This is a genomic window from Bradyrhizobium sp. USDA 4354 (genome assembly GCF_054060315.1).
In genome coordinates this window covers 5,787,879-5,813,180 of the sequence record NZ_JBSSDC010000001.1, presented here as the reverse complement: position 1 = coordinate 5,813,180, position 25,302 = coordinate 5,787,879, and the positions used below count along the sequence as shown (strand labels likewise).

The window sequence follows — 25,302 nt, the reverse complement described above, 5'->3', positions numbered from 1 at the left end:
CATGCAATTCCATCTGAATGGATTTCGGCCCGGCGACCCTGAAATTGTCGATCCCGCCGCGCGCGTTCAGGTATCGGGCGCAACAGGCGCCTTGCCTGAGGAGGTCGATGTTCTCATTGTCGGCTGCGGGCCTGCCGGCCTGACGCTCGCCGCCCAGCTTGCGCAATTCCCCGACATCAAGACCTGCATCGTCGAGCAGAAGCCGGACCGCCTGCTGGTCGGGCAGGCCGATGGTATCGCCTGCCGCACCATGGAGATGTTTCACGCCTATGGCTTCAGCGAACGTGTGCTGAAGGAGGCGTACTGGGTCAACGAGACCACGTTCTGGAAGCCGGATGAGCTGACGCCGGAGAAGATCACCCGCAGCGGACGGGTGCAGGATGTCGAGGACGGGCTGTCGGAATTCCCGCACGTCATCCTCAACCAGGCGCGCGTCCATGACTGCTTTCTCGACGTCATGCGCAAATCGCCGGCGAAGCTCGAACCGTATTACAGCCGACGCGTGCTTGATCTCCATGTCGATCCTGCCACCGATCATGCCGTGACCGCGCGCCTCGAACGCGTCGATGCCGCGAACGAGGGCAGGGTCGAGACGATCAGGGCGCGCTACGTCGTCGGCTGCGACGGCGCGCGCAGCACGGTGCGCAAATCGATCGGGCGCGAGCTGCACGGCGATTCCGCCAACCACGCCTGGGGCGTGATGGACGTGCTGGCGGTGACGGATTTCCCTGATATCCGCTTCAAGTCGCTGATCCAGTCGGCCAAGGACGGCAGCCTGCTGATCATTCCGCGGGAAGGCGGCTATATGGTCCGCATCTATGTCGAGCTCGCCAAGCTCGATGCCGGCGAGCGCGTTGCGAGCCGCAACATCACTTCCGACGACGTGATTGCGAAAGCGCAGCGGATTCTGAAGCCGCATACGCTGGACGTGAAGGAGATTGCCTGGTGGTCGGTCTACGAGATCGGCCAGCGTCTCACCGACAAGTTCGACGACGTGCCGGAGGCCGAGATCGATGCGCGCCTGCCGCGCATCTTCATCGCCGGCGATGCCTGCCACACCCACAGCCCAAAGGCGGGGCAGGGCATGAACGTCTCGATGCAGGATGCCCTCAATCTCGGCTGGAAGCTCGCCGCCGTGCTCCGCAAGCAATGTGCGCCAAGCCTCTTGCATTCCTACTCGGCCGAGCGCCAGGCGGTTGCGAAAGAGCTGATCGATTTCGATCGTGAGTGGGCGGGAATTCTTGCCTCCGCCGCGAAGGCCGGCGGTGCCGATGCGGCGAAGACGCAGGATTATTTCGTCCGGCACGGCCGCTACACTGCGGGCACGGCGACACATTACAGGCCGTCGGTCCTCACCGGCGCGACCACGCACCAGCATCTCGCGGAAGGTCTCGTCATCGGCAAGCGCTTCCATTCCGCGCCGGTGATCCGGTTGGCGGACGCCAAGCCGGTGCATCTCGGCCATGCCGCGCAGGCCGACGGCCGCTTCCGCATCTACGCGTTCTCGCCTGCGGAGGATCCTGCCGCCGCCGGCTCGGCCATTCGCGCGCTGTGCAGCTTCCTGACCGAGGCCCGGGAATCGCCGGTGCGGCGATATACGCCTGTTGGCGCAGACATCGACAGCGTGATCGATCTGCGCGCCGTCTTCCAGCAGGAGCATCGTGAGCTTGCCGTCGCCGCGATGCCATCGCTGCTGCTCCCGCGCAAGGGCCGCTATGGTCTGATCGACTACGAGAAGATGTTTTGTCCGGATCTCAAGGGCGGCCACGACGTCTTCGCAATGCGCGGCGTCGATCGAAAAGCCGGCTGCGTGGTCGTGGTCCGGCCGGACCAGTATGTCGCGAATGTGCTGCCGCTCGATGACTATGCCGGGCTTGCGTCGTACTTCGAGCGCTTCATGCTGACGGTGGGCTGACGCCAAGCAGCGCCGCGCTTGCTGGTGCGATGAACAGCCGATGAATATTGAACCCGCCGCAGGACGTTCATCTCAATCTTTCGTTTGACGCGGCCACTGCGCTCGGAACGCCCCTTCCGCTTGCGCGTTCCGACTCGCAAGAGGAGGAACACGCCATGAAATTCAGAAGTATTCTGGTTGCCGCATTGTTGCTTGCCCCGACGGCCGCTCTGGCCGCGCCGGGCATCGTCACCGTCTCGACCGGCCTGCGCGCCGGGCCGGGCACGGGCTTTCCCCTTGTCGATCGCATCCCCGGCGGCGCTCGCGTCAACATCCATGGCTGCCTGCGCGGCAAGGCCTGGTGTGACGTCAGCTTCTCCGACGATCGCGGCTGGGTGTCGTCGCAATATCTCGAATATCTCTATCGCAATCGCTACGTCTATCTCCCCGACTATGTCGACGTGATCGATGTGCCCGTCGTCCCGTTCGTGCTGACCTCGTACTGGTCGAGCTACTATTCGGGACGTCCCTGGTACCGCCGCCACGCCTATTGGAATAATTACTGGACCTCGCATCAGCGCTTCGCAACGCGGATGACGATCGACCCGGGCGCAGCCCGTATCGGTCGTGCAGCGACGCGTGACGCTGCAATCGCGCTGGAACGCGAGGGCGTGCGTGGCAAGGGTGCCGCCGCGATCTCGGGACGTGACGCCGCGACCCCAAGGCACGATGCTGCGGTCGCAAAGCGCGACGCGGCGATCGTCAAGCGCGACGCGGCGATCGCTAGGCGCGACGCTGCGATCACGAAGCGTGACGCTGCGATCACCAAGCGCGACGCTGCGGTGACGGCTGACCGGGCGCGTGTCGGACGAAGCGAGCGCATCGTCCAAGAGCGGACAGCCGTGCAGAGCCGTGGCCCGCGCGATGCACAGGCACGCATGATGCATGAGCGAGCTGCAAGCCGCGCCGCCGACCGCATGCAGCCGATGACGCGTGCGCACGAAGCGCCGCGCGTGAGGGCCGCGCCGGCCGCCCGGCCCGCGACGCCGCATGTGGCGCAGCCGAACGTCAGCCATGGTTCGCCGATGAATGCGCGCGCGCAGACGCCGGCACCGCGCGCGGCCGCGCCTGCCATGCCGCACGGCGGTGGCGGCGGCGCTCCGCACGTCAATGCCGCGCCACGTGGCGGCGGCGCGCCGGCTGGCGGCCCCGGCGGCGGCCACCAGAAGCACTAGCGTTCCCTGGAAAGCCCGGCCTTCGTGCCGGGCTTTCTGCTTCGGGCGACCTCAGGTTCCGTGCGCGTACAATTTAAGAAAGTTCTTCGCGGGCAGATTTCATCGATCGTAATATCTCTACTCAAAGCTGTAAGCATCCACTCGGGGCAGCGGGGCACCGGAGGATGACGATGAGACAGAGCCAAGCGGAGACGCGCCGTCAGCAAAATGTCGCGAAGCGGTCGATGACCAAGGAGGCCAAGCAGCTGGCCGGCCTGATTGCCGGACTGCGCAAATCCCTCGAGGCGATCCACAAGGAACGGGCGAGCACAAAGCTCACCGGCGCCGAGATGGGTTTGCTGGACGAGCGCCGCAACAATCTGCTGCTCACCATTGCAGCCCTCGATGACCGCCTCTCGGCGGTGCAGGGCCTGATCAATCTCGGCCGCCCCCATATTATCCGCGTGCACTAGCGCCGATCCGACGCATCAGGATCGGCTCCGTTGCCGATGGCACGGGGCCGGCTATGCCGCCTGAGGATGGCACCAAATTGCCACGCTCCCGGCGAATTGCCGCCAAAGCCCGCTGCCACGAGGAAGCTGGGTGCAGGGCGACGCAAGGGGATGCGAATTGGCCTACAAGATGGTCGCAGAACGCGACAACGAGAAGTACAGTTTCGCCCGCGAGAGCCGGCTGCTCATCGTGGCGAAGGCGAAAGTGTGGGCGAGCGAGGGGTGGCGGGTCGTCATCACCGATCAGGACGGCAAGGCCTACGCGCCGCCCGAATTCGATCAGCTGTCCGCAGCTTGATCGTAAGACGGGGCGAGGGGGACGACATTTGACGTCGCTGTTTCGAGCGGGGCGCGACCTGACCGCGCCCCTGATGATTCTTGCAGCCGCAGTGCTGACGGCGACGGCCGCCGTCGCGCAAAATCTCGACGCCGGCAAATCGCCCGCGAAGCTCTTCGCTGAAGGCTGTGCGACCTGCCACCGCAGCCCACGCGGTCTTGCCAAGGGCCGCTTCAGCCTGACGTTGTCCTGGTTCCTGAAGGACCACTACGCGACCAGCTCCGACTCGGCCAAGGCACTCGCCGCCTACCTGGAGTCGGTCGACGGGCCGCCGCCCCGGGCTGCTACCAAGCCCGGTGCAAAGGCGCCGCGTCCGTCCAGGCCGGTGCAGAGCCAATAACCGCGCGCCGGGGCGTTCCGGCATCAACGCACCGTGGTCTCCGAGAACAGGTTGATGATCACGACCCCTGATACGATCAGCGCGATGCCGACGAAGGCTGCGGCGTCCAGTATCTGGCGGAACAGCACGAACGAGACGGTGGCGGTCAGGATGATCCCGACCCCGCCCCAGATCGCATAGGCGATGCTCAACGGGATGACCCGGATCGCCACCGACAGCGCATAGAACGAGGCGACGTAGAACAACACCATCGCCAGCGTCGGCCAGGGACGGGTGAACTGCGCGGACTGCTGCAGCAACGCCGACGCTGTGACCTCGAACACGATGGCGAGGGCGAGAGCTGCGTAGGCATTGAAGGCGGAGGTCATGAGCCTCTCAGCGTAAGGAAGAGACCGCGCGGGACGGCCGATATCATGTGTCAGTGACGAACCTGCGACATCACGCGGACGGGACCCGTTGACTTGGGTCGAGGCAACACGATGCCGCCGCGCGATGAATCGTGCGGCGGCGTCGAGATGCTTCGATGCGGCGCTAGCTGATTCGCACGGACAGCTCGACATCGTCGGCGAAGGCCGTGGACATGTAGCCGCTTCCGGACGAGCGAACGCGCGCCAGATAGTCGGGGCTGTCGTCGGCATTGTCGGCGACGATGATCGCGCCCGGTCCGAGATGGCCTTCCAGCAGATCAAGGATATCCGGATAGAGCGCCTTGGCACCGTCGAGCAGCACGAGATCGATCGCATCAGGCAGATCGGTGCTGAGCGTCTTCAGCGCGTCGCCTTCGCGGATGTCGACGAGATCGACCAAGCCGCCGGCCGAGAGGTTTTCTCGCGCCCGCGCCGCCTTGGACGGCTCGAACTCGCTGGTAATGAGCCGCCCGCCGCCGTTATCGCGCAAGCCTGCGGCGAGGTGCAGCGTCGAGATGCCGAACGACGTGCCGAACTCTACGATGGACCGGGCGCGGGAGCTGCGCGCCAGCATGTAGAGCAGCGCTCCGGTCTCGCGCGAGACCGCGAGCGGTGCGTCCCTCAGGCGTCCATAGAGGTCGCGGTAGTCGGTCTTGCTCCGCATCATCCGCGCCCGGTCTGCGTCGGACAAATCTGCTACGGCGGCTTGCGTTGCGCCGCTTGCTGCCTCGGCCTCGTCGAACAGGCGCTCCAGCAGCGGTGCAAGCGCTGTGATGGTCGGGGTGGTCATTCTAGGTCTCCAGAGTTGGCGACGAAGCGTGTGCTTGCGCGCCGATTGAAATACGACTAATCCGTCGCATTTCCTATTCGCATTGCCCAAGTGAGCCATGGCCGACCGCCGAAGCCGTTCAATTTCTTCACGAAAACAGCCGCAACAGGCCCGCTCGACGGAGCTGGTAGCGGCCATTCTGGATGCGGCTGTTCAGGTCCTGGCGACGGAGGGCGCGCAGCGTTTCACCACGGCGCGGGTGGCGGAGCGGGCCGGGGTGAGCGTCGGGTCGCTCTATCAATATTTTCCAAACAAGGCCGCGATCCTGTTTCGTCTCCAGAGCGACGAGTGGCGTCATACGAGCGAGCTGCTGCGCGGTATCCTCGCGGATCAGGCCAAGCCGCCACCGGCGCGTTTGCGCGCGCTGGTCCATGCCTTCATCCGCTCCGAGTGCGAGGAGGCTGCGATCCGCACGGCCCTCAGTGACGCCGCGCCGCTCTATCGTGACGCGCCCGAAGCGCACGACGCCCGAGCGGCCGGCAAGGGCATCGTCGATGGCTTCATGCGGGAGGCGTTGCCAAAAGCTTCCGATGCGACGCGCAGCCTCGCGAGTGAGCTGATCACGACGACACTAAGCGAGGTCGGCAAGCGATTTTCGGAGACGCCGCGCAGCGAGGCCGAGATCGCGCGTCACGCCGACGGGCTGGCCGACATGTTCTGCGCCTATCTCGAAGAGCTTGGACGACGCTGAAGCGCGAAGCTGCAGGCCTGTAGCCCGGATGGAGCGAAAGCGAAATCCGGGGTTCTATGTCGCGACAAGAGTCCCGGATTTCGCTGCGCTCCATCCGGGTTACCCTTGCCACGGTGTGTGTTTGACACTACGGACCTCTCTTATGCTCGTCATCTCCATTCAGAGCCAGGTGGTCCACGGCCATGTCGGCAACAGCGCGGCTGCCTATGCCATGCAGGCGGAGGGCGTGAACGTTGCGGCGGTGCCGACGACGCTGCTGTCCAACCATCCGCGCTATCCGAGCCTGCGCGGACGAGTGCTGGAAACCGAGCTCGTCGCCGATCTCCTGAAGGGCGTGGAGGAGCGCGGACTCGTCGACGAGGCGGCCGTGCTCGTGACCGGCTATCTCGGCTCGCCCGGCAATGCCGCCGTGATCGCCGATTTCGTCGAGCGGGCGCGCACGCGGAATGCGAAGCTCGTCTATCTCTGTGATCCCGTGATCGGCGATGACGGCCGCGTCTATGTCGCGGACGGCATTTTGGACGTTGTCCGGCATCGGCTGCTGCCGGCGGCAAACCTCACGACGCCGAACCAGTTCGAGCTCGAGCTGCTCTCGGGAGTCACGATTGCCGATGCCCAGGGCCTGAGCACGGCGTGCGCGGTGCTGGCAGCGGCGGGACGCACCGACGTCGTCGCCACCGGCTGCACCCTCGCTGACACGGCGGCGGGGCAGGTGGAGACGATCCTATGCACCGATGGGCGATTGTCGCGCTTTGCGACGCCGCGCCTGCCGATCCGCCCCTACGGCACCGGCGACCTCCTCACTGGACTGATCGCGGCGCATCTGGCCAAAGGCGAAGCGATGGAGTCGGCCGTACGGCTTGCGGTCGACACGATCTTCGCGGTGCTGGTGCGCACGCAGGAAGCCGGCTCCGCCGAGATGCGGCTCGTGCCGCTGCCGACGGCGGGACGCAAGCCGTAACCGGTCAGGTTGCGCGCTTGGTGGCGGATTGCGCCGACTTCTGCGGCCTGACCGAGCTCTTCTGCTCGCGCGCGGCGTGGGCCTTCGGCGGCTTGGCGCTGGCCACGGCCCGCGGCTTCTTCGGCTTGGCGCTTGCAACTTCCTTGCGATCGGAGGTGCCACGCTTCGAGATGTATTCCTGGCCGTCGATCGGGCCGACATGCGGCGGATCGCGGTCGAGATAGGGGCGGCCAATGCCGAACGCCTTGCCGTTGGCGTCGACCCACTTCCACAGGATCTCGGTCGAGACCCAGCGCTGCGCGCGGTTATTGCCCTGGGTGCTGACGATGTCGGCCGCCATGCCGTGGCCATAACCGCCGCGCGTGCTGCCGCCATGATAGGAACGGTTGGAGGCGGCCTTCAGGCCGCTCGCGATCGACTGGCGGTAGTCGTCGCGGAATGCGCTGGTGATGCCCGGCGACAGGCCGGCGGCTTCGGCCGCGAGCAGCGTGCGGAACAGCTTCTGCTTGAACCTTTTGTCCATGCCGCCGATGACGTAGTCCATCATCGACATGCCGGCGCGCTCGGCCGCCTTCGGATCCTTCCAGGTGAAGTCCTGATCGACCAGCTTGGTGAAGCTGCGCATCACAGTGACGGTCTTGCCCTTGCGCTTGATGGTGACGGCGCGCCGCTCCTGGACCTTCATCGTGTCTTCCTTGGCGGTGCGCTGATAGAGCGCCCAGAGGTAGCGGTCGATGCAGGCATCGATGACGAAGCATTCGTCGAGCACGGCGATGGTGTCGGCAGGCGGCGACGCGTTGCTGGCAGGGGCGACGGGGCCACTCGCGATCGCCGCGGGGGACAGTGCGTCCGTCGTCACGATCTCGGTGGGATCGGCGGATGCGAGCTTGACGGGCTCTGGCGCAGGGGCGGGGCCAGTCTCGCTGACGGTGGACTCCGGTTCAGGCGAAATCTGCGGCGCAGGCGTCGCCTCCGTCGGAAGGATCAGCACCGGGTCGGCCGAAGCGAGCTTGACGGTGGAGACGGGCTCCTCGGGAGTTGCCTGTGCCGTCGCTGCCGGAGCAGGCGCCGCAGCGACGGCGGCGGCGATGTCGGCGGTCAAAGCGGAGCCATCCTCGATCGTCGCAGCGCGCGGCACGTCGGCGAGGTCGAGGCGGCCGAGATCCTTGGCGCGCGAGACGGCAGCCGCATTGGCGCCGCTGTTCTCGATCAGGGCAGGCGCATGGGCGGAGAGAGATAACGCCAGCCAGCCGGCGAGAACGGCCGAGGGACACGCCACCGCCACTAGAAGAGACCGCCGATCGTTCATGATCCCTGCCTCCAAACGGTTCTGTTCGAACCATCCTGTCCGAACAGTCATGATGCAAACATTCTTGACGAAAACAGGCTTGCACGGAAAGGCACGTAGCGCGTCGATTGTTCGGGGGACGGTGTGGCGGCGCAATGGCGTAAATCGGCGGATGCGGGCTTTTCGAGGCGGGTGTTGCCGAGGTGCAACGCGGGTTCCATGACGGTTCCAGCATTGCCTCGGCGCGAAAACGTCGGCAAATGCAGCATTATCGTCAACTTGCAGCGATTGCATTTACGCAATCTTGAATTGTGGTCGTGATTTCTTTCGTGCCGCAATCTCCGGTAGAAGCGGGAAGGACATCGCCTGTGAAATTCGTCGCCGATGAATCTAGCGCCATCGCGATCGAATACGGCCTGATCGCAGCCGGAATCGCGCTCGCCATCGTCGAGATCATCTACGCCTCGGCACCAATCTCGTCGCGAAGCTGCAATCGCTGGCGACGGCGTTGAACGCGTTCTGTTGCATCGCTCTTCAATTCGACTTTCCTTGACGCGATGTTTTGCCCGACGCCCTGCCGCAACTTTGCGGCGGCTGGAGCGTTGGAGCCGCCATGACACATTCCTCGCTTCGTCCCATGAACGACTTCGATCCCACCGAGCCCGCCATCCTGCACGATCGTCTTTCGGACACGATCATCACCTGGACCGCCGATCAGGCCGATGACTACCGGCGTGCCAGTCGGCCCGGCGCGGATGGAACCGTGGCCTGGAAGACTTACCTCTTCGATGGCTGGGGCAATGTGCTCGGTGGCTGAGCACCGCCTATGCCATGTCGCGGCCGGCGTGATTCGTCCAAGGCCTTGTACGCATTAGGCATATCGTCATGCAGTGCACGCGCTGTTGCGATGCAACAATGCATGTCGCATTGCAGCAAAACGCGCCTAAATATGCTCCGACTCTCATGCTTGGAGCATTACCAATGAACAAGAAGATTTTGTCGATCGCCGCCGCCCTCCTGACCATCGCGGGCGGTACCGCGGCCGTCGCCGCCGAGCTGCCGACCTACGAGGCCAACGGTTTTCCGGTCTCCCCGCTGCAGGTGCGCGTGCTCGGTGCTGCGCATGTCGAGCAGCAGCTCGCAACGCCCACCACGGTCGCCTCGGTGCACCAGGCGAAGGTGCTCGGCCCGCGCAAGGTGAACACCGCTGATGTCACCACGGGCGCGGCCCGCTGAGCTGACATCGCGTCAAGGCAGGTGGGTTCCGCGGAGAGGCGGGGCCCACTGCCTCACTTGATTTCTTCAAGCTCGACTCACCGCTGTGAAGAAGCGGCCGTCATGAGGGGCCGCGCGGCGTTGCCGCGGCAAAGCTGGCGCAAGCTACGCCTTCCGCACGAACTCCGATTTCAGATTCATCGCGCCGATGCCCTCGATCTTGCAGGCGATGTTGTGGCCGTCGCTGGCATCCTGCAGGCGGATGTTGCGCACCTTGGTGCCGCCCTTGACGACCGAGGACGAGCCCTTGATCTTGAGATCCTTGATCACGATGACGCTGTCGCCATCGGCGAGCACATTGCCGTTGGCATCGCGCACGCCCGCATCCTGCGCCGTGTCTGCGGCCGCTTCCGCCGCGCCGCTCCATTCATGGCCGCATTCCGGGCAGACCCAGAGATCGCGGTCCTGGTAGGCGTGCTCGGAGTTGCAGGTCGGGCATTTCATCGTGTCGCTCATGACTGGTCTCGTCTCGCGGTTCGTTCGCGGCGCGACCGTAGAGGCGGGGACCGGGAAAGCAAGGAAAAGCTGCGAACGGGCAAAACAGTGGCATGATGGCATGGTGGCGCTCGTCCGATTGGCGAGGCGCTTCAAACGTCGATCCGGATGGAGCGTCAGCGAAATCCGGAACCCTCAGGTGCGGCACCATCCCGGATTACGCTTGCGCTCCATCCGGGCTACGCTCGCTCCGCAACCTGCGACGAGCCCCTCATGACCTTCCTCCTCAACATCGACGTCCCGGACGTCGGCAAAGCCACGACCTTCTACACCGAGGCCTTCGGCCTGACGGTCGGCCGCCGCTTCGGCGCCGACTTCGTCGAGCTGCTCGGCTGGCCGGCGCCGGTGTATCTCTTGACCAAGCCGGCCGGCACGGTCGGCGCCGGCAGCGACCGCCGCCGCTACGAGCGGCACTGGACGCCCGTGCATGTCGACGTCGTCGTCGACGATGTCGATGCTGCCGTCGCGCGTGCGCTCAGCGCGGGTGCGATCCTTGAGGTGCCCGCGTGCGATGCGCCCTATGGGCGGATCGCGATGCTGGCCGATCCGTTCGGGCACGGCTTCTGTCTGCTGGCCTTCAGCGCGCAGGGATATGATGCGCTGCTTGAAAGTTCGTAGTCCGGATGGAGCGCCCGCGTAATCCGTGGCCAAATACGCTTGACCACCCGGATTGCGTTTCACCCCATCCGGGCTACGCTCGCGACGGTTTTTGGCAGAGGGGTGAATCCGAATCGCGGAGCGACATGCCAAAGAAACTGAAGACCTACCAGACCTCGCTCGGCTTCTTCGATCAGGCGATCGCCGCACCCTCGATGAAGGCGGCGCTTCAGGCCTGGGGCGCGAGCTCCAATCTCTTCCATCAGGGCGCTGCGAAGGAGACTGACGACCCCGATATCGTCGCCGCGACCATGGCGAAGCCGGGCGTCGTGCTCAAGCGCCCGGTGGGCTCGGACGGCCCGTTCACCGAGAGCGCCGAGCTGCCGACCAATCTCGCCGAGGGCGAGGCCAAGCCCGGAAGTAAGCCCAAGAAGCGTCCGGCCAAGACCGCAAAGAAAACATCCCGCGAGATCGACGATCAGGCCGCCCGCAAGGCCGCCGCGGCATTCGAGAAGGAGGAGCGACGGCGCGAGGCCGAGCGCCGAAAAGAGGAGGCGGCCCGCGCCAAGGAGCGCGCGCGCCGCGACAAGGCGGTTGCCGCAGCCGAAGCGGCACTGGACAAGGCAAGGCGCGAGCACGAAGCGAAGGCGGAGGAGATCGAAGCCGAACGGGCCGCGCTCGACGAGCGCGCCGAGGCCGAGCAGGCCCGCTGGGACAAGCAGAGAAAGAAATTGGAAGAGGCTCTGAGCCGCGCGCGCGAGTGATCGAGAGTAGCTTCGCACGTGGGGAGGGATTCCTTTACCATGCTGTCCGGTCTCGGCCGTATCGCTCGAGGTTTAGGAGTTACAGGGAAATTCTGCGGTATCTTCGCCCCGATTGCGCCTGCGTCGGACACGTCGTTCGACGCTGCCGCAAGTCTACGGGAGCTATCATGAGCGATCATCGTGCTGCAGTCAGGCATCACACGCTGAGGACCGGCATGGTCGAATTCGACAACGGCAGCGGCAGCACCGTCAGCGTGCCCTGCACGATCCGCGACGTTTCCGGCACCGGCGCGCGCCTGGAGCTCAATTCGTCGCTATGGGTCGCCGAGCAGTTCACGCTGATCTTTTCGAGCGGCCTGCGCAAAGACTGCCGGGTCGCCTGGCGCAGGGGCCGGCTGATCGGCAGCGCGTTCGCGGACGGTTATGCGAGCGCGGACGAGCAGGCGGTGATGATGACCGCGGAGGAGCAGGCCCAGCACCGGCTCGGCATCGGTGCGCGCGTCAAGGCTGCGCGCGAGACTCGCGGCTACACCGAAGCCCAGCTCGCCGAGCAGATCGGCGTCGCGCCCGCTTTCCTGTCGAAGGCGGAGCAGGGCGAGGCGGAGATTCCGCTGTACCAGCTGATGCACATCGCCGATCTGTTGATGGTCGGTCTCGACGGGCTTGTTGCGGGGCCGGCGCCCGAGGAGGTGGATGCGGCGTAGGCGTTCGCCGGGCGTCGCACTCCGAAGTGCCGTCACATTCTCCGTCATTGCGAGCGCAGCGAAGCAATCCAGAATCTTTCCGCGGGGACGGTCTGGATTGCTTCGTCGCAAGGGCTCCTCGCAATGACGGTGGAGAGATGTCGCGGAGGGCCGACAACGGGCATTCGCGCAACATAGCGCGCGAATTCGCTTGCCTTGATTTGCGTCGTTTTGCACTCTCTTGGGGAAGGAGACCAACGCATGAAGAAAAAGACCATCGCGTGTGCGCTCGGAATGGCGCTGGTGCTGTGCAGCCTTGGGACGTCAGGTGCTGAAGCCCGGACGCGGAAGGCTGTCGTCGTTCGTGAACCGCAGCAGCGGCTGATCGTCACGGCGCCGGTGCTCCGGCCGACGCCGTGGGACTACAATGTTGTTCCACGCTATCGTTATCGCCCTGAAGACGACCGGGTCGATCCCTACGGTCCGCCGTTGGTGCCGTCATACGTTCGCTATGAGGGATGGCGGTGGCCGTATTGGTGGTGAGTCACAATCACATTTCCGGGCATGAGATGATCGGCCGGCGGCGGACGCAGAACTGAACCAACTCGCTGCCGGCGCAAAGCGCCGTCGATGAGAGGTGAACCTGCCACGGCAATCGATTCAACCTCAAGTCATTCCCGCTTTGGCCCGTTCAACCATCCGGACGGGCTCATTTGTCTTTGGACGGGTCGAGTTCTTGCGAAATTGACGATCTCGCCAATCGCGGCCCGGAGAAGTTGAATTCTGATGAGCCGTTATCTCCGCGTGCAAGGGTGGCGATTAGGAAAAAGTGGCAGACTTGAGGCTGTCAACAATACATCGGAGTAGAACGACACTTATCCCCGTAATAAACCCAATGCTGTTTGGGGTTATGGGCGCCTATTGGGAGGATGAGTCATGGCAAGTGTCGAACAATTGCGCAGACGGGAAGGGGTCAACTTGGTCCAACTCGAAGCGGACATCGCGTCGATCCGCTCGGGAAGCCCTATTACTTCAATTGCTCTGCCTGATTACGTCGAGCACACCGCGGGCGTGTCGCGCGTCGGCGCGCTCAGTGCAGAGGCGGTCATTCGCGACTATGAGTCCGCCGCAAAAGAGATCGAGGCCATGGGCACCGAGTTGATCGACGCCGCGCAGAAATGCGAGGCGCTGACAGCCCAGGTTCATGATGCGATCGCCTTCATGCGAGAAACGGCGGCGGGATATCGTGAAGAGGGACGGAAGATCTTCAAGCGCATCGAAGAATGCGCGCTGTTCACCGAGGACGTCCGCAAGACCTGCGAACAGGTCAAGCGCAGAATGACCGAAGTCTCGGTCGGCCCATCTTTCGATGAGGAGCTTGCGCCGCAAGAGCCCGAGCTGACCGGGATCGCCGCCACGGTGACGATGAGCGAGATACGGTGAGGCGGGCGTAGGGGGTAGTTCGCAGGATGGGTTGAGCTCTTGCTGAACCGGGCATCGCGCGCGGCATCGATGCGGATCGCTTCCGCCCGTCGAGCCAAATCGCTCCACCCATCCTGCGGCCTGCAAAACTTGTCGTCTCAGTGACATTGCGGTCGAGATCCACCGAGGTCAGTAGGGTGGGTTAGCTCGCGGCTGCGCGAAGCGCAGTCCGCCAGCGTAACCCACCATTGTTTATCACCCGAGACACGAAAGAGGTGGGTTACGCCCTGCAGGCCGCAGCTCCGTGCTCCCGAGGCCGCCCCGGGTCCTTGCTCCAGATAACCAGGGGTTGTACGCTGCACCGCGGAAGAGTGCATCACGTGAATGGATCGGCTGAAATGACCGTGGTTGAGAGCGTGGCGTCCGAGCAGCTTTCGGAGCGGAAGATGCCACCGGGGGTGCTTACCGAAGGCCCTGTAGTCGACGCCAAGTTTCGCGATTCCTACATCTCTTTCGCCATCATGGTGGGAGGGTCGATCGCGGCGCTGGTCTGGGCCTTCTGGCAAGGCATCGGGTGGGTGGAGCTTTCGGTCTTCGCCGGCACGTTCGTGCTGTCCACGATCGGGATCGGCTTCATGCATCGCTACTTCGTGCACCGGAGCTTTCGCTGCGGTCCGGTGATGCGGACGATCTTCGCCGCGCTCGCGACGATGGCGGTGCAGGGCTCGATCCTGAAATGGGTGAGCAACCACCGGCGGCACCATCTTCACTCCGACCGGCCCGGCGACGTGCACAGCCCCTATTATGACGGCGGCGGCAGCCCCTATGCCAGCTTCGCCAAGGGCATGTCGCATGCGCAAGGCGGCTGGGTGTGGGACCGCGAGACCACCGATGCCTCATACTACGCCAAGGACATCCTGGCCGACCCGATCGCGATGTTCTTCACCAGGACGCGCTGGTACTGGTACGCGCTGTCGGCGCTGATCATTCCAGGCGCGATCGGCTACGCCTTCGGTGGCGTGCACACGATGGTCGGCTGCGTGCTGTTCTCCGGCCTGTTCCGCAGCTACCTCATGACAATGGCCACCTCGCTGGTCAACTCGGTCTGCCACAGCGACGGCCGCTGGGGCTACCGCCGCTTCCAGACCGGCGACGGCACGACGAACGAACTGGTGACCACGTTCCTGACATTTGGCGAAGGGCTGCACAACAACCACCACCGGTTTCCGCGGGATGCGTATCTCTCGCATGCCTGGTACGAGATCGACATCAATGGGTTGATCATCCTCGGGCTGGGCAAGCTTGGGCTGGTGCATGATATTTTTGGGGTCGGCAAGCGTCAGCAGTCGACAGCAACCGATGTGGAGCAGGGCGGGGCCGTCGCGAGTCAGAACGCCTTCGACGGCGTCGCAGAAGACCTTCGCTCGGCTGGAAGGTAGACTTGGGCGCTTAACGCCGTCCACTAAGGGCGAGCCGAAGCCGCAGCTCGTAGGGCTTCAAATCCAATCGCGCCGTCGGGAAACAAGCCCGCGCCTTTCGGGCTCACCAATCCGGATAGCCGTAAGGGTCGGCCATATAGGGCGGAGGCATCCAGGGACCTCGCGGCGGCGGCCTTGGCCGCCGAGGCGCGGCGTCCGGTACGTGCGGCCGGGCACGCGCAGCCGTATCGTTGTTCACACTGCGCACGACAGGCTTGGCGGCTGCAGACGCGGATGATGCCGATGACGCGCTCAGTTGCGTTTGCAGCGCCTGCACTTGCGCGGCGAGGCGCGCATTGTCCGCCGCATCCTTCTCCTGCGCGGCCTTGAGCTGCTCGATGGTGGCGGCCTGGTCGCGCAGGGTCTGCTCGCTGCGGCTCTTCAGCTGCTCGAGCTTGCCGTTGATGTTCGCAAGCTCGTTCGTGATGGTCTTGAGCGATTGCGCGAGCTCGGACGATGACGGCTCGGCCGCCGTGGTGGCAGGCTTCGGGGCGCTTTCCGTGTCCTTGGGCTCCGGCGCCGCAGGCGCCGCGCTCGGCTCATCCGCGGCCGCCAGCAGCACCGTCGCCGGTTGCGTCGGGCTTTCCGCCGCGGACGCTTGCGGGGGTGCGCTCGCGGCCGGCGGAGCCCATCGCGCCATGATCGACTTGCTGATCGATTTGGCCTCGTCGCTATATTGCGATGCGACGGCGGCACCGAGCAGGCCGATCGCCATTACGAGAATGACCAAAGCGCGCGTCATGGCCCGGTCTCCCCTCAGGCCCTGATCGCGAGGCTTGGTGTTTAGAACCCTGGCATCAGGCGCCGCCGTCTTGTTTGCGGAAGTGGCGGCTGCCGTCGCGGCGGCGCTTGCGTGTGAGGTCTGCGGGGCTTCGCTGTTGCGTTCCATTCCGGAAACCAGCCGGTCCAGCCGCGCGAGGTCTTCCTCTGCGCTCTTGATCCGGTCGTAGGCCCGCGCCAGCCCACCGTCGGCGCGCGCCTCGTCCGGCTTGGCCGCATCAGGCTTGTCGGTATCAGGTTTGGGGTCGTACGTCTCAGGCATCGATGCGCTCTCCATCCGGTCGGGCGTCAATGGGAGGCAGTCCGATCACCGGGAAGGATAGGTCTCGCCGCTATCAGACACAACGCGCGTGCAAAGGAGAAATTATGGCAGGCGAGGGAGTGGGACGGGGGTGCGCGCGTGGGGTGGGGTGGCGCGGCGACTGTGCAAAGCGCAATTCTTGGGATGGTCAAGCGGAGCCAAGCCCATCAACGAATGACCATCCCAGGGGCTTCCGGCCCCGCTGCGCTGGAATACGCAGCTGCCGTTAGTGATGTATCGCGCGGATTTCGAGTGTCGTCTGGGTGAGCCTGGCCACGAACCCCTCAAGATGCATGACCCTTTGTCTGGTCAATTGCTCATGCAACTCGGCGATCTTCTGGGATTCGGCGACAAACGAATCGCACGCCTGTTTCGCGTACTCCATCTGAAGCTCAAAGGCCTCGACCGGTGAACGCGCCGTCGCGAGCTTTCCAAGGAAGCTCCAGGCTTGCTCAAGCGACGTCCTGATGTAGTCGCTATAGGCCTCGGCAATCGCCTGCGTGCTGGCCTGGAAGGGTTCGACCGGTGCGACCGGCGGGCTTGCAGCCATCTCCATCCCGGAAGCCTCGTCCGGCAAGGCTGCAGCCGAAGGTATCTTCGCACTGATCTGTCGGCTCGGCTCTTGCTCGGTCACATGTTCGGGCTCTTGCCTGTTCTCCGCCGAGGCATCCGGCAATTGATGCGCTGCCCTTGCGCGTTGCTCGCCGGCCCCGGTCCGTTGTCCCGACTTCTTCTTCCCGCCGCGCCGGCCGGATTTTCCCTTTGGCTTATTTTCCACCGCACTCAACATTGCAAATGGCTCCTGAATATCGATGAAGCCGCGAGCCTCCGTCGCGTTTGCGCTGAAATCGCGATTGTGGGCTGTCGCTCGCGTGGCGGCCATGTGGTGAGATCTTGCCGATGCAGCTTCGATGGATCCGGCGAGAAGCCGCTGATTCAGATCCCTGCAGGATGGCCGTGGCGCGCCGGCATCAAAATTCTGGCGCCGACAATCAATAGCGGCCGCCGCTGCTCTTTTGCTGCGTGATCCAGTCCGACAATGTTTTCGGTGTCGATTTCGCAGTCCGGCCCGGTAATGCCTTCGGATTGTCGCGGACGCCTTTCGTCGAACGGGTGCGCGGCGCTTCCGTTGCGCCGACGCCCTTCAAGGCAGCCATCGTTGCCTCTGCGGCTTCCTTTTCAAGGCGCAACTGCTTCAATCGCGCCATCTTGATACGCTCGGCCTCGACTTCGGGCCGTTCGGCTAGCTGCGGCTTGTGCTGGGCAAGCTCGGCCGGGACCAGGACGCCGAGAATGGTCGTCTCGCCGAGCGCCTTGCAGGCCTCTAACCGATGCAGTCCCTCGACCAGAACGAGGCGGTCTCCGTCGAGCCGAACGGAAATGGGCTCCTGTTGTCCGATCTCCAGAATACTTTCCGCAATCTCCCCGACGGTCTCGGGCTTGATGGCTTTCCTCTGCTTCGTGGAAACGAAGATCTTCTCGATCGCGAAGCTTTCCGGTTTGGGCATAACTCGACTCCGCTTCTACCGGGCCCGACGGAACCCATGCCGGTGAGGTTGGGAGTTTAGAGGCGAAGGGCGCGACCGCAAAGGCTATTCCGGCGGCGGATTGATGAGCATCGAAGCCGGAACCAAACTGCAATTGCGGTGACAGTGCTGGCCAGCGCCGTCATCGCAATTCGGAGAATTTAGAATTTCAGTGATTGAGAGCTGGACTAGCTGCGTAGGATGAAGAGCGAGCGATCCTCATCAATAGCTGCCGTTGAACGATGGGTTTAGCAAGGGCTCTACCCATCCCACGGGCTACGCTGGCTAAGGGGCACTCGGATTTTCGAGAACTCCGTGGGGTACCGTTGCGAGTTTTTTTGGAAGAGGTGGTTTATCGGGCATTTCGACCGTCTCTCTGTGCCCGTCCGAAAAGATTAGCGTGCCACGACCGATAAGCCATCGGTCGAGGTGGGATCCGAACAACCAGAAATCATGAATATCATCTGCAACCGCCCTAATTTCCTTCAATGTCATATGAGCAAAGCTCCATACGTGTAGTTGACTTCGAGACCCCTTTCCGAAGGTCAGATGAGGTTGTTCTGGGTTGTTGAGGATAGAATGGGAGTGAGCAAGAAAGTTTCTGTTCCATTCAAGAATCTCGAATCCCTTTAGGAAGTGCAATGAGGAATCCCGCACTATTTCGTGTGCTTCTCTCACTTCTACCGCATCGCGTATTAATTCAGTGATGTTGTAATTCGAAAGAAGCGTAAAGAGTTTTTGGGCGGCTTTGGGATCGGCCACTATGTATCGCTTGAAGAATAGTAGGAGCGCGAATTCGAGCTGGTTAAATGCCGATGTAATCACGCCGAGGGCATGCAGGTGCTTGGTTTGACCGATGTGCCAGTTGGGATTGGGCCATTCGGAGTTGCTAGTCATGAAAGGACCTCAAGGTGCTTTCTGGTTTCAGATGCAGCGGGCCTTGCTGGCCAAGCAAGGGATCGCAAATGGGGCTACGGAACGCCCGTTCCGAGGATTTGATTGATAATATGTAGCACTCCGGAGGACACTAGGTTTCCGGCTGAACTGGCGACGATTGCGCGCAAGTCCTGTAATAGGGAGCGCAGTACGCCCTGACGCGGCTGCTGTTCGTTCAGCGCTTCATCGAGGCGCGCGAGAACGTCCTTTAAAGCTTGGGAACTAGCTCCGACTTCGACTAGATCATTTTCGTGCTTTTTTATCTGAGCGACCAAATCACTAACTTGCTTGGAGTCGATGGCGCCGACCGCAATATCTCCACTGGAGTTGCCGACACCCAAATTTCCGACAAAGTTTCCGATGCTCCCGATATGCATCGTCACGTTCGGTTGTTGAGCACGTGCTTGTTCGTCAGAACTGAAGGAAGCTTCTGATCCCATAATTCCAGACTTCTCTAGTTCTATGGCCCAATCCAATATTTTGTTTCGGACAGCATCAACAATCCCAACGACGGTCGAACGACCTACAAGTAGCGACATTTTTGGGAGTTGGACGTTTGCTCCTCGATTAAGCTGGGCAATTATGTCTGCTGAGAAAGGAATTTGGAGTGTCGTCTCTGACTTGTCGGTTAGCAGATCTTCAAGTTCGGAAATTTTCTGACCTATCTCTCGGCTGGAAATCGCTTCCATCATTTTGGGATCTTCCATCACTATGGGTATCCAGCCGCGATATGGATTGTGTGCTCTTGGAAGGCCCTTGACGGTGCGGTAGCTGGGAATGGGTTCATCTCCATACCCGCTCAGTTCTTTTTCTACCCAATCCTCTATTTGACCCAGTTTGAGCTTCGCTGCGATGAGCTTCACGCTTCTCAGCAGATTTGAAACCGAGATTTCAGGTTTGAGCGCATCACTCTGTAGGCTTTCGACGATACTTGCCATGTGGACCTCGGGTTAGGCCAAGGGATCGGACGGCGTGTTGATAGATTGCAATCGGGGGTGGTCGGAAGCCTGAAGGCAATTTGGTGTCTATCGCTAGACTTTCAACGATGCAAAAAGGGGCGGCCTTTCGGCCGCCCTTCGTGGATGCCCGGGGGAGGGCCCCGGGCATGGCGTTCCTCGCGAAGGCAGCCTACCCCCTCACGAGCACCCCGTCGTGCTGCCGCAAGTATCGCACTTCATACAAGTCCCATTCCGCACCAGCGTGAAGTTGCCGCACTCCGAGCACATCTCGCCCTCGTAGCCCTTGGCTTTGGCTTCGGCGCGACGCTCGGCCTTTGTCGGAGCCGCGGTTGCGGCGGTGCCGGCCTTGCTCCACTGGAGCTGCTCGAGCTTCTCCGTCGGGGAGAGGTCGTGCTGGACTTCCTGCTTCAGGGCGACGGCGCCTTCGAGGGCGTCGCCGACACGGGCCGACGCACCGTGTGCGGCGAGGGCGGTGACCTTGCTGCCGCCGGCGGGGGCGCTGTCGTTGCCTTGCGAGACCGCGGTCGAGCCGCCGCGCATCACGACGAGGTTGTCCGTGCGCGAGCGGGTGAGGCCGCGCGAGACCAGCTTGGTGGCGTGGTGGCCGCCGTCCTCGTCCGGCTCCTTGCCTTCCTCGACGCCCTTGCCGAGTGCGTCGAAGCCCGTCTCGTTGGGATCGACGTGGGCGAGGTCGAAGCGGCTGAGATAGCTCACCGCGAGCTCGCGGAAGACGTAGTCGAGGATCGAGGTCGCGTACTTGATCGAGTCGTTGCCCTGCACGGGGCCCGCCGGCTCGAAGCGGGTGAAGGTGAAGGCATCGACATATTCGTCGAGCGGCACGCCGTATTGCAGGCCGAGCGACACCGCGATGGCGAAGTTGTTGATGAAGGAGCGCAGCGCAGCGCCTTCCTTATGCATGTCGATGAAGATCTCGCCGAGTCGGCCGTCGTCGTATTCGCCGGTGCGCAGGTAGACCTTGTGGCCGCCGACGACCGCCTTCTGGGTGTAGCCCTTGCGGCGGTCAGGCATCTTCTCGCGCTCGCGCATCACGATGATGCGCTCGACCAGCTTCTCGACGATCTTCTCCGAGACCTGGGTCGCGCGCGCAGCCATCGGCTTCTCGTAGAGCGTCTCGACCGCATCGTCCTCGTCCTCATCGTCGCTGATGAGCTGCGAGTTGAGCGGCTGGCTGAGCTTGGAGCCGTCGCGATAGAGCGCGTTGGCCTTCAGCGCCAGCTTCCACGACAGCATGTAGGCGGACTTGCAGTCCTCCACCGTGGCGTCGTTCGGCATGTTGATGGTCTTGGAGATCGCGCCCGAGATGAAGGGCTGCGCCGCTGCCATCATGCGGATGTGGCTCTCGACCGACAGATAGCGCTTGCCGATCTTGCCGCAGGGGTTGGCGCAGTCGAACACCGGATAGTGCTCCGCCTTGAGGTGCGGGGCACCTTCCACCGTCATCGCGCCGCAGATGTGGACGTTGGCCGCTTCGATCTCGCGCTTGGTGAAGCCGACGGCCTGGAGCAGGTCGAAGCCGGGGGCCGCGATCGCCTCGGCGCCGATGCCGAGTTGGTCGCGGATGAAGTCTTCGCCAAAGGTCCACTTGTTGAAGGCGAACTTGATGTCGAAGGCGGTCGGCAGGGCCTTCTCGACCTTGGCGATCGCCTCATCGGTGAAGCCCTTGGCCTTCAGCGTGGTGACGTTGATGCCGGGGGCATTCGCCAGCGAGCCGTGGCCGACGGCGTAGGCCTCGATCTCCGCGATCTCGCTCTCGCGATAGCCGAGCGCGCGCAGCGCGGCCGGCACGGCGCGGTTGATGATCTTGAAGTAGCCGCCGCCGGCGAGCTTCTTGAACTTGACCAGCGCGAAGTCGGGCTCGATGCCGGTGGTGTCGCAATCCATGACGAGGCCGATCGTGCCGGTCGGCGCGATCACCGTGGTCTGGGCGTTGCGATAGCCGTGCTTCTCGCCGAGCTCGAGTGCCGCATCCCAGGCCGCCTGGGCGTGGCTGACGAGGTCGGCTTGCGGGCAGGAGACGAGGTCGAGCGGCACCGGGTTGACGCTGAGCGCCTCATAGCCGTTCGACTGGCCGTGCGCGGCGCGGCGGTGGTTGCGGATCACGCGCAGCATGTGCGCGGCGTTCTTCTTGTAGCCGGGGAAGGTGCCGAGCTCGGCCGCGATCTCGGCCGAGGTCTTGTAGGTGATGCCGGTCATGACTGCGGTCAGCGCGCCGCAGAGCGCGCGGCCTTCCTTGGAGTCGTAGGGCAGGCCCATGGTCATCAAGAGGCCGCCGATATTGGCGTAGCCGAGACCGAGCGTGCGGAACTCGTAGGAGAGCTCGGCGATCGCCTTCGACGGGAACTGCGCCATCATGACCGAAATTTCCAGCACGATGGTCCAGAGCCGGCAGAGGTGCTCGTAACCCTCGACGTCGAAGCGCTTGGTCGTGGTGTTGTAGAACGTCAGCAGGTTCGCCGAGGCGAGGTTGCACGCCGTGTCGTCCAGGAACATGTATTCCGAGCACGGATTGGACGCGCGGATGTCGCCGGACGCCTTGCAGGTGTGCCAGTCGTTCATCGTGGTGTTGAAGTGCAGGCCCGGATCAGCCGAGGCCCAGGCGGCGTAGCCGATCTTCTCCCAGAGGTCGCGCGCCTTCAGCGTCTTCGTCACCTTTTTGGAGGTGCGGGCGTTCAGGTTCCAGTCATCGTCGGTCTCGACCGCGCGCAGGAAGTCGTCCCTCAGCGAGACCGAGTTGTTGGAGTTCTGGCCGGAGACGGTGAGGTAGGCTTCGCTATCCCAGTCGGTGTCGTAGGTGTCGAACTGGATGTCCTTGTAGCCCTGCTTGGCAAACTGGATGACGCGCTTGATGTAGTTGTCAGGCACGAGCGAGCGGCGCGCCAGCTTGATCTCGCGGCGGAGCGCCGGGTTCTTCTCGGGGTCGAAGCAGTCGTCGCCCGAGCCTTCGCAGTTCACGCAGGCCTTCAGCACTGCCTTCAAGTGCTTCTGGTTGATCTTGGAGCCCGTGACGAGGGCCGCGACCTTCTGCTCCTCCTTCACCTTCCAGTCGATATAGGTCTCGATATCGGGGTGATCGACATCGACAACGACCATCTTGGCCGCGCGGCGCGTGGTGCCGCCCGACTTGATAGCGCCCGCGGCGCGGTCGCCGATCTTGAGGAAGCTCATCAGGCCCGAGGAGCGGCCGCCGCCGGAGAGCTTCTCGCCTTCGCCGCGCAGGCGCGAGAAGTTCGAGCCGGTGCCGGAGCCATACTTGAACAGGCGCGCCTCGCGGACCCAGAGGTCCATGATGCCGCCCTCGTTGACGAGGTCGTCACCGACGCCCTGGATGAAGCAGGCATGCGGCTGCGGATGCTCATAGGCCGATTTGGACTTGGTCAGCTTGCCGGTGAAGGGGTCGACGTAATAGTGGCCCTGGCCGGGGCCGTCGATGCCATAGGCCCAGTGCAGGCCGGTGTTGAACCATTGCGGCGAGTTCGGCGCGACCATCTGCATGGCGAGCATGTAGCGGAGCTCGTCATAGAAGGCCTGGGCGTCGTCGTCAGTCGAGAAATACTTGCCCTTCCAGCCCCAATAGGTCCAGCAGCCGGCGAGGCGGTCGAACACCTGTTTTGCCGAGAGCTCGCTGACATAGCGCTCTTTCTCAGGCAGGAGGCTGAGGGCCTCGGTGTCGGGCACGGAGCGCCACAGGAAGGAGGGGACGGATTCCTCCTCTATCCTTTTCAGGCGCGCGGCAACGCCGGCCTTGCGGAAATACTTCTGGGCGAGCACGTCGGAGGCGACCTGCGACCACTCGGTCGGGACCTCGACATTGTCCAGCTTGAACACGACCGAGCCGTCGGGATTCCTGATCTCCGACGTGGTCAGCCGGAATTCGATTCCCGCATAAGGTGACTGTCCCGAAGTGGTGTGGCGCCGCTCAATCCGCATCGTCTTGCCCCGTCCTTAGTTTTGACCGGTCCCGCCCCTCGTTGAGGGCGTGCCGGGTCGACATTTCGTTTCGCGGCTCCTTCCGGCCGTTCGGCCTTAGGCACCGCAGTTCAGCCGGTGGATCCGGCCCTGTTTTTCCCGGCGCGACTGCGATGCGTGCATCGATCATCCCGCCGGCATGTCCACGCTCATCCGCCCCAACGGGATGTGCGCGACATGCGTTTCAACGCCCCGCAACGTCACTTCTTCAACCGATGCCATTCGAGCCTTTTGCCGGCCCGTTCTGGCGCCCGAAAGTCCGCTATCCGAGGGCAGACAAGCCCTCATCCCGCTGCCTTTGGCTGGCTGGCGGAGCGAAAGATTTGCGAGACCCTTTGGGGGAGTGCCGGCGGGACGCAAACTCACTCGCGCCGAACGGACCGAAAGCTAGGACTCTCCGTTGCGCCCGTCAAGAACTAGTGCGAGTTCCTGAATCAAATACTAAATATGGTGGATTGTGGGGGATAACAGGGGTCTTCGCCGCGCCTGTTCTGGAGCCAAGTATCAGTGAGTCCTCAGGGATTCCCAACCGAAAAAATTTGCATCCCGTGGTGATGCGGAGCCTTCATCCCGCTGTTCACAGGGCAGGTATATTTTTCAGCACCGGGATTGCGTCAGCGGGACTCACGTAGCCCTACGGAAGATGAGGGCAGACATGCCCGCCGAGGCGGTGGCGGGGCCCGCGAATCCGCGCCAAGCTGACCTTCAGATTTTGCCGGACTGCCTTCATGCTTGATTCGACCCGCCGGGATGCGCGGCCGCGCATCGCCCCGGCCGGCCTGATGTTCCTCGCGATCACCTCGATCGGCTGGGGTTTCAACTGGCCGGTGACGAAATTCCTGCTCGCCGAGCTGCCGCCGCTGACGCTGCGTGGGGTCACCGGCGTGCTCGGGGCGGTGCTGCTGGCGCTGCTCGCGGTGATGCGCCGGCAGAGCCTGCGTGTGGATGCCGCGATCTGGCCGCGCCTCCTGACCGCAGCGGTGCTCAACGTCACCGGCTGGATGGTGCTGATGGGCCTCGCGCTGCTCTGGCTGCCGGCGAGCGAGGCGGCGCTGATCGCCTACACCATGCCGGTCTGGGCCTCGATCATCGCCTGGCCGGTGCTGGGCGAGCGGCCGACGCTGTTGCGCACGCTGGGGCTGGTGCTGGCCTTTGCCGGCCTTGCCACGATCATGGGCGGCAACGGCATTGCCGCCAGCGCCGAGAAGCTGCCTGGAATCATCATGGCGCTCACCGGCGCGCTCGGCTTTGCCGTCGGCACGGTGTTCTCGAAGAAGTACCCGATCCACCTGCCGCCGATCACGGCCGCCGCCTGGCAGATCGGGATCGGCTGCCTGCCGATCTCGATCGTCGGCCTCCTGGTCGAGACCACGCGTCTGTCGCTGGTGACGCCGGTCGGCTGGTGGCTGCTGGTCTATTCGACCGTGGTGCAGTTCTGCATCGCCTATGTCAGCTGGTTCGCAGCGCTTTCGCGCCTGCCGGCCTCGGTCGCCGCGATCGGCACCATGGCGGTGCCGGTGATCGGCGTCGTAACATCGGCGGTGGCGTTGGGCGAGCCGCTCGGGGCAGGGCAGATCGCAGCGCTGCTGCTCACGCTGGCGGCTGTGGTGATGGCAACGCGCTAGC

The 25,302-nt window shown here is 63.6% G+C and carries 26 protein-coding genes and 1 pseudogene; 17 read left to right on the top strand and 10 right to left on the bottom strand.

From position 1 onward, the window contains the following. The first annotated feature begins 1 nt into the window (after position 1). The 5 genes from ACVIIV_RS27050 (at position 2) to ACVIIV_RS27030 (ending at position 4,297) form a co-directional block, all read left to right on the top strand. Positions 2 to 1,915 (top strand): FAD-binding monooxygenase, encoded by a 1,914-nt coding sequence (locus tag ACVIIV_RS27050; RefSeq protein ID WP_456746866.1) that lies wholly within the window; start codon positions 2 to 4, stop codon positions 1,913 to 1,915. 155 nt (positions 1,916 to 2,070) lie between these two features. After that, a complete protein-coding gene (locus ACVIIV_RS27045) occupies positions 2,071 to 3,129 on the top strand; it encodes an SH3 domain-containing protein (RefSeq protein WP_456746865.1) in 1,059 nt (352 codons plus the stop codon). Positions 3,130 to 3,299: 170 nt separating this feature from the next. Further along, positions 3,300 to 3,581: a hypothetical protein gene (locus ACVIIV_RS27040; protein ID WP_167407050.1), complete on the top strand. Its 282-nt coding sequence runs from the start codon at positions 3,300 to 3,302 to the stop codon at positions 3,579 to 3,581. Between the two features lie 130 nt (positions 3,582 to 3,711). Then, a complete protein-coding gene (locus tag ACVIIV_RS27035) occupies positions 3,712 to 3,918 on the top strand; it encodes a hypothetical protein (RefSeq protein WP_018322958.1) in 207 nt (68 codons plus the stop codon). A 73-nt stretch (positions 3,919 to 3,991) separates the two neighbouring features. Continuing rightward, positions 3,992 to 4,297, top strand: coding sequence for a hypothetical protein (locus ACVIIV_RS27030; RefSeq protein ID WP_456748836.1), 306 nt, complete (start codon positions 3,992 to 3,994; stop codon positions 4,295 to 4,297). A 23-nt stretch (positions 4,298 to 4,320) separates the two neighbouring features. Here ACVIIV_RS27030 and ACVIIV_RS27025 read toward each other — a convergent pair whose 3' ends face one another. Together ACVIIV_RS27025 and ACVIIV_RS27020 are read right to left on the bottom strand one after the other, a co-directional pair. Then, positions 4,321 to 4,665: a DMT family transporter gene (locus ACVIIV_RS27025; RefSeq protein WP_027572205.1), complete on the bottom strand. Its 345-nt coding sequence runs from the start codon at positions 4,663 to 4,665 to the stop codon at positions 4,321 to 4,323. Positions 4,666 to 4,828: 163 nt separating this feature from the next. Continuing rightward, positions 4,829 to 5,494 carry an O-methyltransferase gene (locus ACVIIV_RS27020; protein WP_456746864.1) on the bottom strand — a complete coding sequence of 222 codons (666 nt, stop codon included), beginning with the start codon at positions 5,492 to 5,494 and terminating at the stop codon, positions 4,829 to 4,831. A 97-nt stretch (positions 5,495 to 5,591) separates the two neighbouring features. On the opposite strand from ACVIIV_RS27020, the gene ACVIIV_RS27015 reads away from it, so the two are divergent. Together ACVIIV_RS27015 and pdxY are read left to right on the top strand one after the other, a co-directional pair. Then, complete coding sequence (locus tag ACVIIV_RS27015) at positions 5,592 to 6,224, top strand: TetR family transcriptional regulator (RefSeq protein WP_456746863.1); 633 nt, start codon at positions 5,592 to 5,594, stop codon at positions 6,222 to 6,224. A 142-nt stretch (positions 6,225 to 6,366) separates the two neighbouring features. Continuing rightward, complete coding sequence (gene pdxY, locus ACVIIV_RS27010) at positions 6,367 to 7,185, top strand: pyridoxal kinase (RefSeq protein WP_456746862.1); 819 nt, start codon at positions 6,367 to 6,369, stop codon at positions 7,183 to 7,185. Positions 7,186 to 7,189: 4 nt separating this feature from the next. Here pdxY and ACVIIV_RS27005 read toward each other — a convergent pair whose 3' ends face one another. After that, positions 7,190 to 8,494 (bottom strand): hypothetical protein, encoded by a 1,305-nt coding sequence (locus ACVIIV_RS27005; protein WP_456746861.1) that lies wholly within the window; start codon positions 8,492 to 8,494, stop codon positions 7,190 to 7,192. Between the two features lie 347 nt (positions 8,495 to 8,841). Between ACVIIV_RS27005 and ACVIIV_RS27000 the strand changes: the two are divergent. The 3 genes and pseudogenes from ACVIIV_RS27000 (at position 8,842) to ACVIIV_RS26990 (ending at position 9,709) form a co-directional block, all read left to right on the top strand. Continuing rightward, a pseudogene (locus ACVIIV_RS27000) lies at positions 8,842 to 9,026 on the top strand (Flp family type IVb pilin). Between the two features lie 60 nt (positions 9,027 to 9,086). Continuing rightward, entirely contained in the window at positions 9,087 to 9,290 is a 204-nt protein-coding gene (locus tag ACVIIV_RS26995; RefSeq protein ID WP_456746860.1) for a hypothetical protein, read from the top strand. 164 nt (positions 9,291 to 9,454) lie between these two features. Beyond that, on the top strand, positions 9,455 to 9,709 hold the full coding sequence (locus ACVIIV_RS26990) for a hypothetical protein (RefSeq protein ID WP_456746859.1): 255 nt from the start codon (positions 9,455 to 9,457) through the stop codon (positions 9,707 to 9,709). A gap of 144 nt (positions 9,710 to 9,853) precedes the next feature. Here ACVIIV_RS26990 and ACVIIV_RS26985 read toward each other — a convergent pair whose 3' ends face one another. After that, the gene (locus ACVIIV_RS26985) at positions 9,854 to 10,204 is read right to left on the bottom strand and encodes a zinc ribbon domain-containing protein YjdM (RefSeq protein WP_456746858.1); all 351 of its coding nucleotides are present in this window, start codon (positions 10,202 to 10,204) and stop codon (positions 9,854 to 9,856) included. A 252-nt stretch (positions 10,205 to 10,456) separates the two neighbouring features. Here ACVIIV_RS26985 and ACVIIV_RS26980 point away from each other — a divergent pair, with 252 nt between their 5' ends. From ACVIIV_RS26980 to ACVIIV_RS26955, 6 genes are all read left to right on the top strand, one after another. Next, a complete protein-coding gene (locus ACVIIV_RS26980; RefSeq protein WP_456746857.1) occupies positions 10,457 to 10,861 on the top strand; it encodes a VOC family protein in 405 nt (134 codons plus the stop codon). 125 nt (positions 10,862 to 10,986) lie between these two features. Then, complete coding sequence (locus tag ACVIIV_RS26975) at positions 10,987 to 11,604, top strand: cell envelope biogenesis protein TolA (RefSeq protein WP_456746856.1); 618 nt, start codon at positions 10,987 to 10,989, stop codon at positions 11,602 to 11,604. A 167-nt stretch (positions 11,605 to 11,771) separates the two neighbouring features. After that, the gene (locus ACVIIV_RS26970) at positions 11,772 to 12,308 is read left to right on the top strand and encodes a helix-turn-helix domain-containing protein (protein WP_456746855.1); all 537 of its coding nucleotides are present in this window, start codon (positions 11,772 to 11,774) and stop codon (positions 12,306 to 12,308) included. A 240-nt stretch (positions 12,309 to 12,548) separates the two neighbouring features. Beyond that, on the top strand, positions 12,549 to 12,830 hold the full coding sequence (locus tag ACVIIV_RS26965) for a hypothetical protein (protein WP_456746854.1): 282 nt from the start codon (positions 12,549 to 12,551) through the stop codon (positions 12,828 to 12,830). Positions 12,831 to 13,223: 393 nt separating this feature from the next. After that, complete coding sequence (locus ACVIIV_RS26960) at positions 13,224 to 13,730, top strand: hypothetical protein (RefSeq protein ID WP_456746853.1); 507 nt, start codon at positions 13,224 to 13,226, stop codon at positions 13,728 to 13,730. A 377-nt stretch (positions 13,731 to 14,107) separates the two neighbouring features. Beyond that, positions 14,108 to 15,148, top strand: coding sequence for an acyl-CoA desaturase (locus ACVIIV_RS26955; RefSeq protein WP_456746852.1), 1,041 nt, complete (start codon positions 14,108 to 14,110; stop codon positions 15,146 to 15,148). A gap of 103 nt (positions 15,149 to 15,251) precedes the next feature. Here the strand turns inward: ACVIIV_RS26955 and ACVIIV_RS26950 are convergent, their stop codons facing one another. The 6 genes from ACVIIV_RS26950 to ACVIIV_RS26925 all read right to left on the bottom strand — a co-directional run bounded on the left by ACVIIV_RS26950 (position 15,252) and on the right by ACVIIV_RS26925 (position 23,637). After that, entirely contained in the window at positions 15,252 to 16,229 is a 978-nt protein-coding gene (locus tag ACVIIV_RS26950) for a hypothetical protein (protein ID WP_456746851.1), read from the bottom strand. Between the two features lie 265 nt (positions 16,230 to 16,494). Beyond that, a complete protein-coding gene (locus ACVIIV_RS26945) occupies positions 16,495 to 17,151 on the bottom strand; it encodes a phasin family protein (protein WP_456746850.1) in 657 nt (218 codons plus the stop codon). A 109-nt stretch (positions 17,152 to 17,260) separates the two neighbouring features. Beyond that, on the bottom strand, positions 17,261 to 17,776 hold the full coding sequence (locus ACVIIV_RS26940) for a chromosome partitioning protein ParB (RefSeq protein ID WP_456746849.1): 516 nt from the start codon (positions 17,774 to 17,776) through the stop codon (positions 17,261 to 17,263). 303 nt (positions 17,777 to 18,079) lie between these two features. Next, complete coding sequence (locus tag ACVIIV_RS26935; protein WP_456746848.1) at positions 18,080 to 18,691, bottom strand: hypothetical protein; 612 nt, start codon at positions 18,689 to 18,691, stop codon at positions 18,080 to 18,082. A gap of 74 nt (positions 18,692 to 18,765) precedes the next feature. Continuing rightward, complete coding sequence (locus ACVIIV_RS26930; protein WP_456746847.1) at positions 18,766 to 19,668, bottom strand: AbiTii domain-containing protein; 903 nt, start codon at positions 19,666 to 19,668, stop codon at positions 18,766 to 18,768. Positions 19,669 to 19,866: 198 nt separating this feature from the next. Beyond that, a complete protein-coding gene (locus ACVIIV_RS26925) occupies positions 19,867 to 23,637 on the bottom strand; it encodes a vitamin B12-dependent ribonucleotide reductase (RefSeq protein WP_456746846.1) in 3,771 nt (1,256 codons plus the stop codon). A 767-nt stretch (positions 23,638 to 24,404) separates the two neighbouring features. Here ACVIIV_RS26925 and ACVIIV_RS26920 point away from each other — a divergent pair. Then, the gene (locus ACVIIV_RS26920) at positions 24,405 to 25,301 is read left to right on the top strand and encodes a DMT family transporter (RefSeq protein ID WP_456746845.1); all 897 of its coding nucleotides are present in this window, start codon (positions 24,405 to 24,407) and stop codon (positions 25,299 to 25,301) included. Position 25,302 lies beyond the last annotated feature (1 nt).

What these genes read in the sequence shown, in the direction of transcription:
- ACVIIV_RS27050 (WP_456746866.1), top strand. Translation starts at nt 2, where the DNA reads ATGCAATTCCATCTGAATGGATTTCGGCCCGGCGACCCTGAAATTGTC.
- ACVIIV_RS27045 (WP_456746865.1), top strand. Translation starts at nt 2,071, where the DNA reads ATGAAATTCAGAAGTATTCTGGTTGCCGCATTGTTGCTTGCCCCGACG.
- ACVIIV_RS27040 (WP_167407050.1), top strand. Translation starts at nt 3,300, where the DNA reads ATGAGACAGAGCCAAGCGGAGACGCGCCGTCAGCAAAATGTCGCGAAG.
- ACVIIV_RS27030 (WP_456748836.1), top strand. Translation starts at nt 3,992, where the DNA reads ATGATTCTTGCAGCCGCAGTGCTGACGGCGACGGCCGCCGTCGCGCAA.
- ACVIIV_RS27025 (WP_027572205.1), bottom strand. Translation starts at nt 4,665, where the DNA reads ATGACCTCCGCCTTCAATGCCTACGCAGCTCTCGCCCTCGCCATCGTG.
- ACVIIV_RS27020 (WP_456746864.1), bottom strand. Translation starts at nt 5,494, where the DNA reads ATGACCACCCCGACCATCACAGCGCTTGCACCGCTGCTGGAGCGCCTG.
- ACVIIV_RS27015 (WP_456746863.1), top strand. Translation starts at nt 5,592, where the DNA reads ATGGCCGACCGCCGAAGCCGTTCAATTTCTTCACGAAAACAGCCGCAA.
- pdxY (WP_456746862.1), top strand. Translation starts at nt 6,367, where the DNA reads ATGCTCGTCATCTCCATTCAGAGCCAGGTGGTCCACGGCCATGTCGGC.
- ACVIIV_RS27005 (WP_456746861.1), bottom strand. Translation starts at nt 8,494, where the DNA reads ATGAACGATCGGCGGTCTCTTCTAGTGGCGGTGGCGTGTCCCTCGGCC.
- ACVIIV_RS26995 (WP_456746860.1), top strand. Translation starts at nt 9,087, where the DNA reads ATGACACATTCCTCGCTTCGTCCCATGAACGACTTCGATCCCACCGAG.
- ACVIIV_RS26990 (WP_456746859.1), top strand. Translation starts at nt 9,455, where the DNA reads ATGAACAAGAAGATTTTGTCGATCGCCGCCGCCCTCCTGACCATCGCG.
- ACVIIV_RS26985 (WP_456746858.1), bottom strand. Translation starts at nt 10,204, where the DNA reads ATGAGCGACACGATGAAATGCCCGACCTGCAACTCCGAGCACGCCTAC.
- ACVIIV_RS26980 (WP_456746857.1), top strand. Translation starts at nt 10,457, where the DNA reads ATGACCTTCCTCCTCAACATCGACGTCCCGGACGTCGGCAAAGCCACG.
- ACVIIV_RS26975 (WP_456746856.1), top strand. Translation starts at nt 10,987, where the DNA reads ATGCCAAAGAAACTGAAGACCTACCAGACCTCGCTCGGCTTCTTCGAT.
- ACVIIV_RS26970 (WP_456746855.1), top strand. Translation starts at nt 11,772, where the DNA reads ATGAGCGATCATCGTGCTGCAGTCAGGCATCACACGCTGAGGACCGGC.
- ACVIIV_RS26965 (WP_456746854.1), top strand. Translation starts at nt 12,549, where the DNA reads ATGAAGAAAAAGACCATCGCGTGTGCGCTCGGAATGGCGCTGGTGCTG.
- ACVIIV_RS26960 (WP_456746853.1), top strand. Translation starts at nt 13,224, where the DNA reads ATGGCAAGTGTCGAACAATTGCGCAGACGGGAAGGGGTCAACTTGGTC.
- ACVIIV_RS26955 (WP_456746852.1), top strand. Translation starts at nt 14,108, where the DNA reads ATGACCGTGGTTGAGAGCGTGGCGTCCGAGCAGCTTTCGGAGCGGAAG.
- ACVIIV_RS26950 (WP_456746851.1), bottom strand. Translation starts at nt 16,229, where the DNA reads ATGCCTGAGACGTACGACCCCAAACCTGATACCGACAAGCCTGATGCG.
- ACVIIV_RS26945 (WP_456746850.1), bottom strand. Translation starts at nt 17,151, where the DNA reads ATGGCCGCCACGCGAGCGACAGCCCACAATCGCGATTTCAGCGCAAAC.
- ACVIIV_RS26940 (WP_456746849.1), bottom strand. Translation starts at nt 17,776, where the DNA reads ATGCCCAAACCGGAAAGCTTCGCGATCGAGAAGATCTTCGTTTCCACG.
- ACVIIV_RS26935 (WP_456746848.1), bottom strand. Translation starts at nt 18,691, where the DNA reads ATGACTAGCAACTCCGAATGGCCCAATCCCAACTGGCACATCGGTCAA.
- ACVIIV_RS26930 (WP_456746847.1), bottom strand. Translation starts at nt 19,668, where the DNA reads ATGGCAAGTATCGTCGAAAGCCTACAGAGTGATGCGCTCAAACCTGAA.
- ACVIIV_RS26925 (WP_456746846.1), bottom strand. Translation starts at nt 23,637, where the DNA reads ATGCGGATTGAGCGGCGCCACACCACTTCGGGACAGTCACCTTATGCG.
- ACVIIV_RS26920 (WP_456746845.1), top strand. Translation starts at nt 24,405, where the DNA reads ATGCTTGATTCGACCCGCCGGGATGCGCGGCCGCGCATCGCCCCGGCC.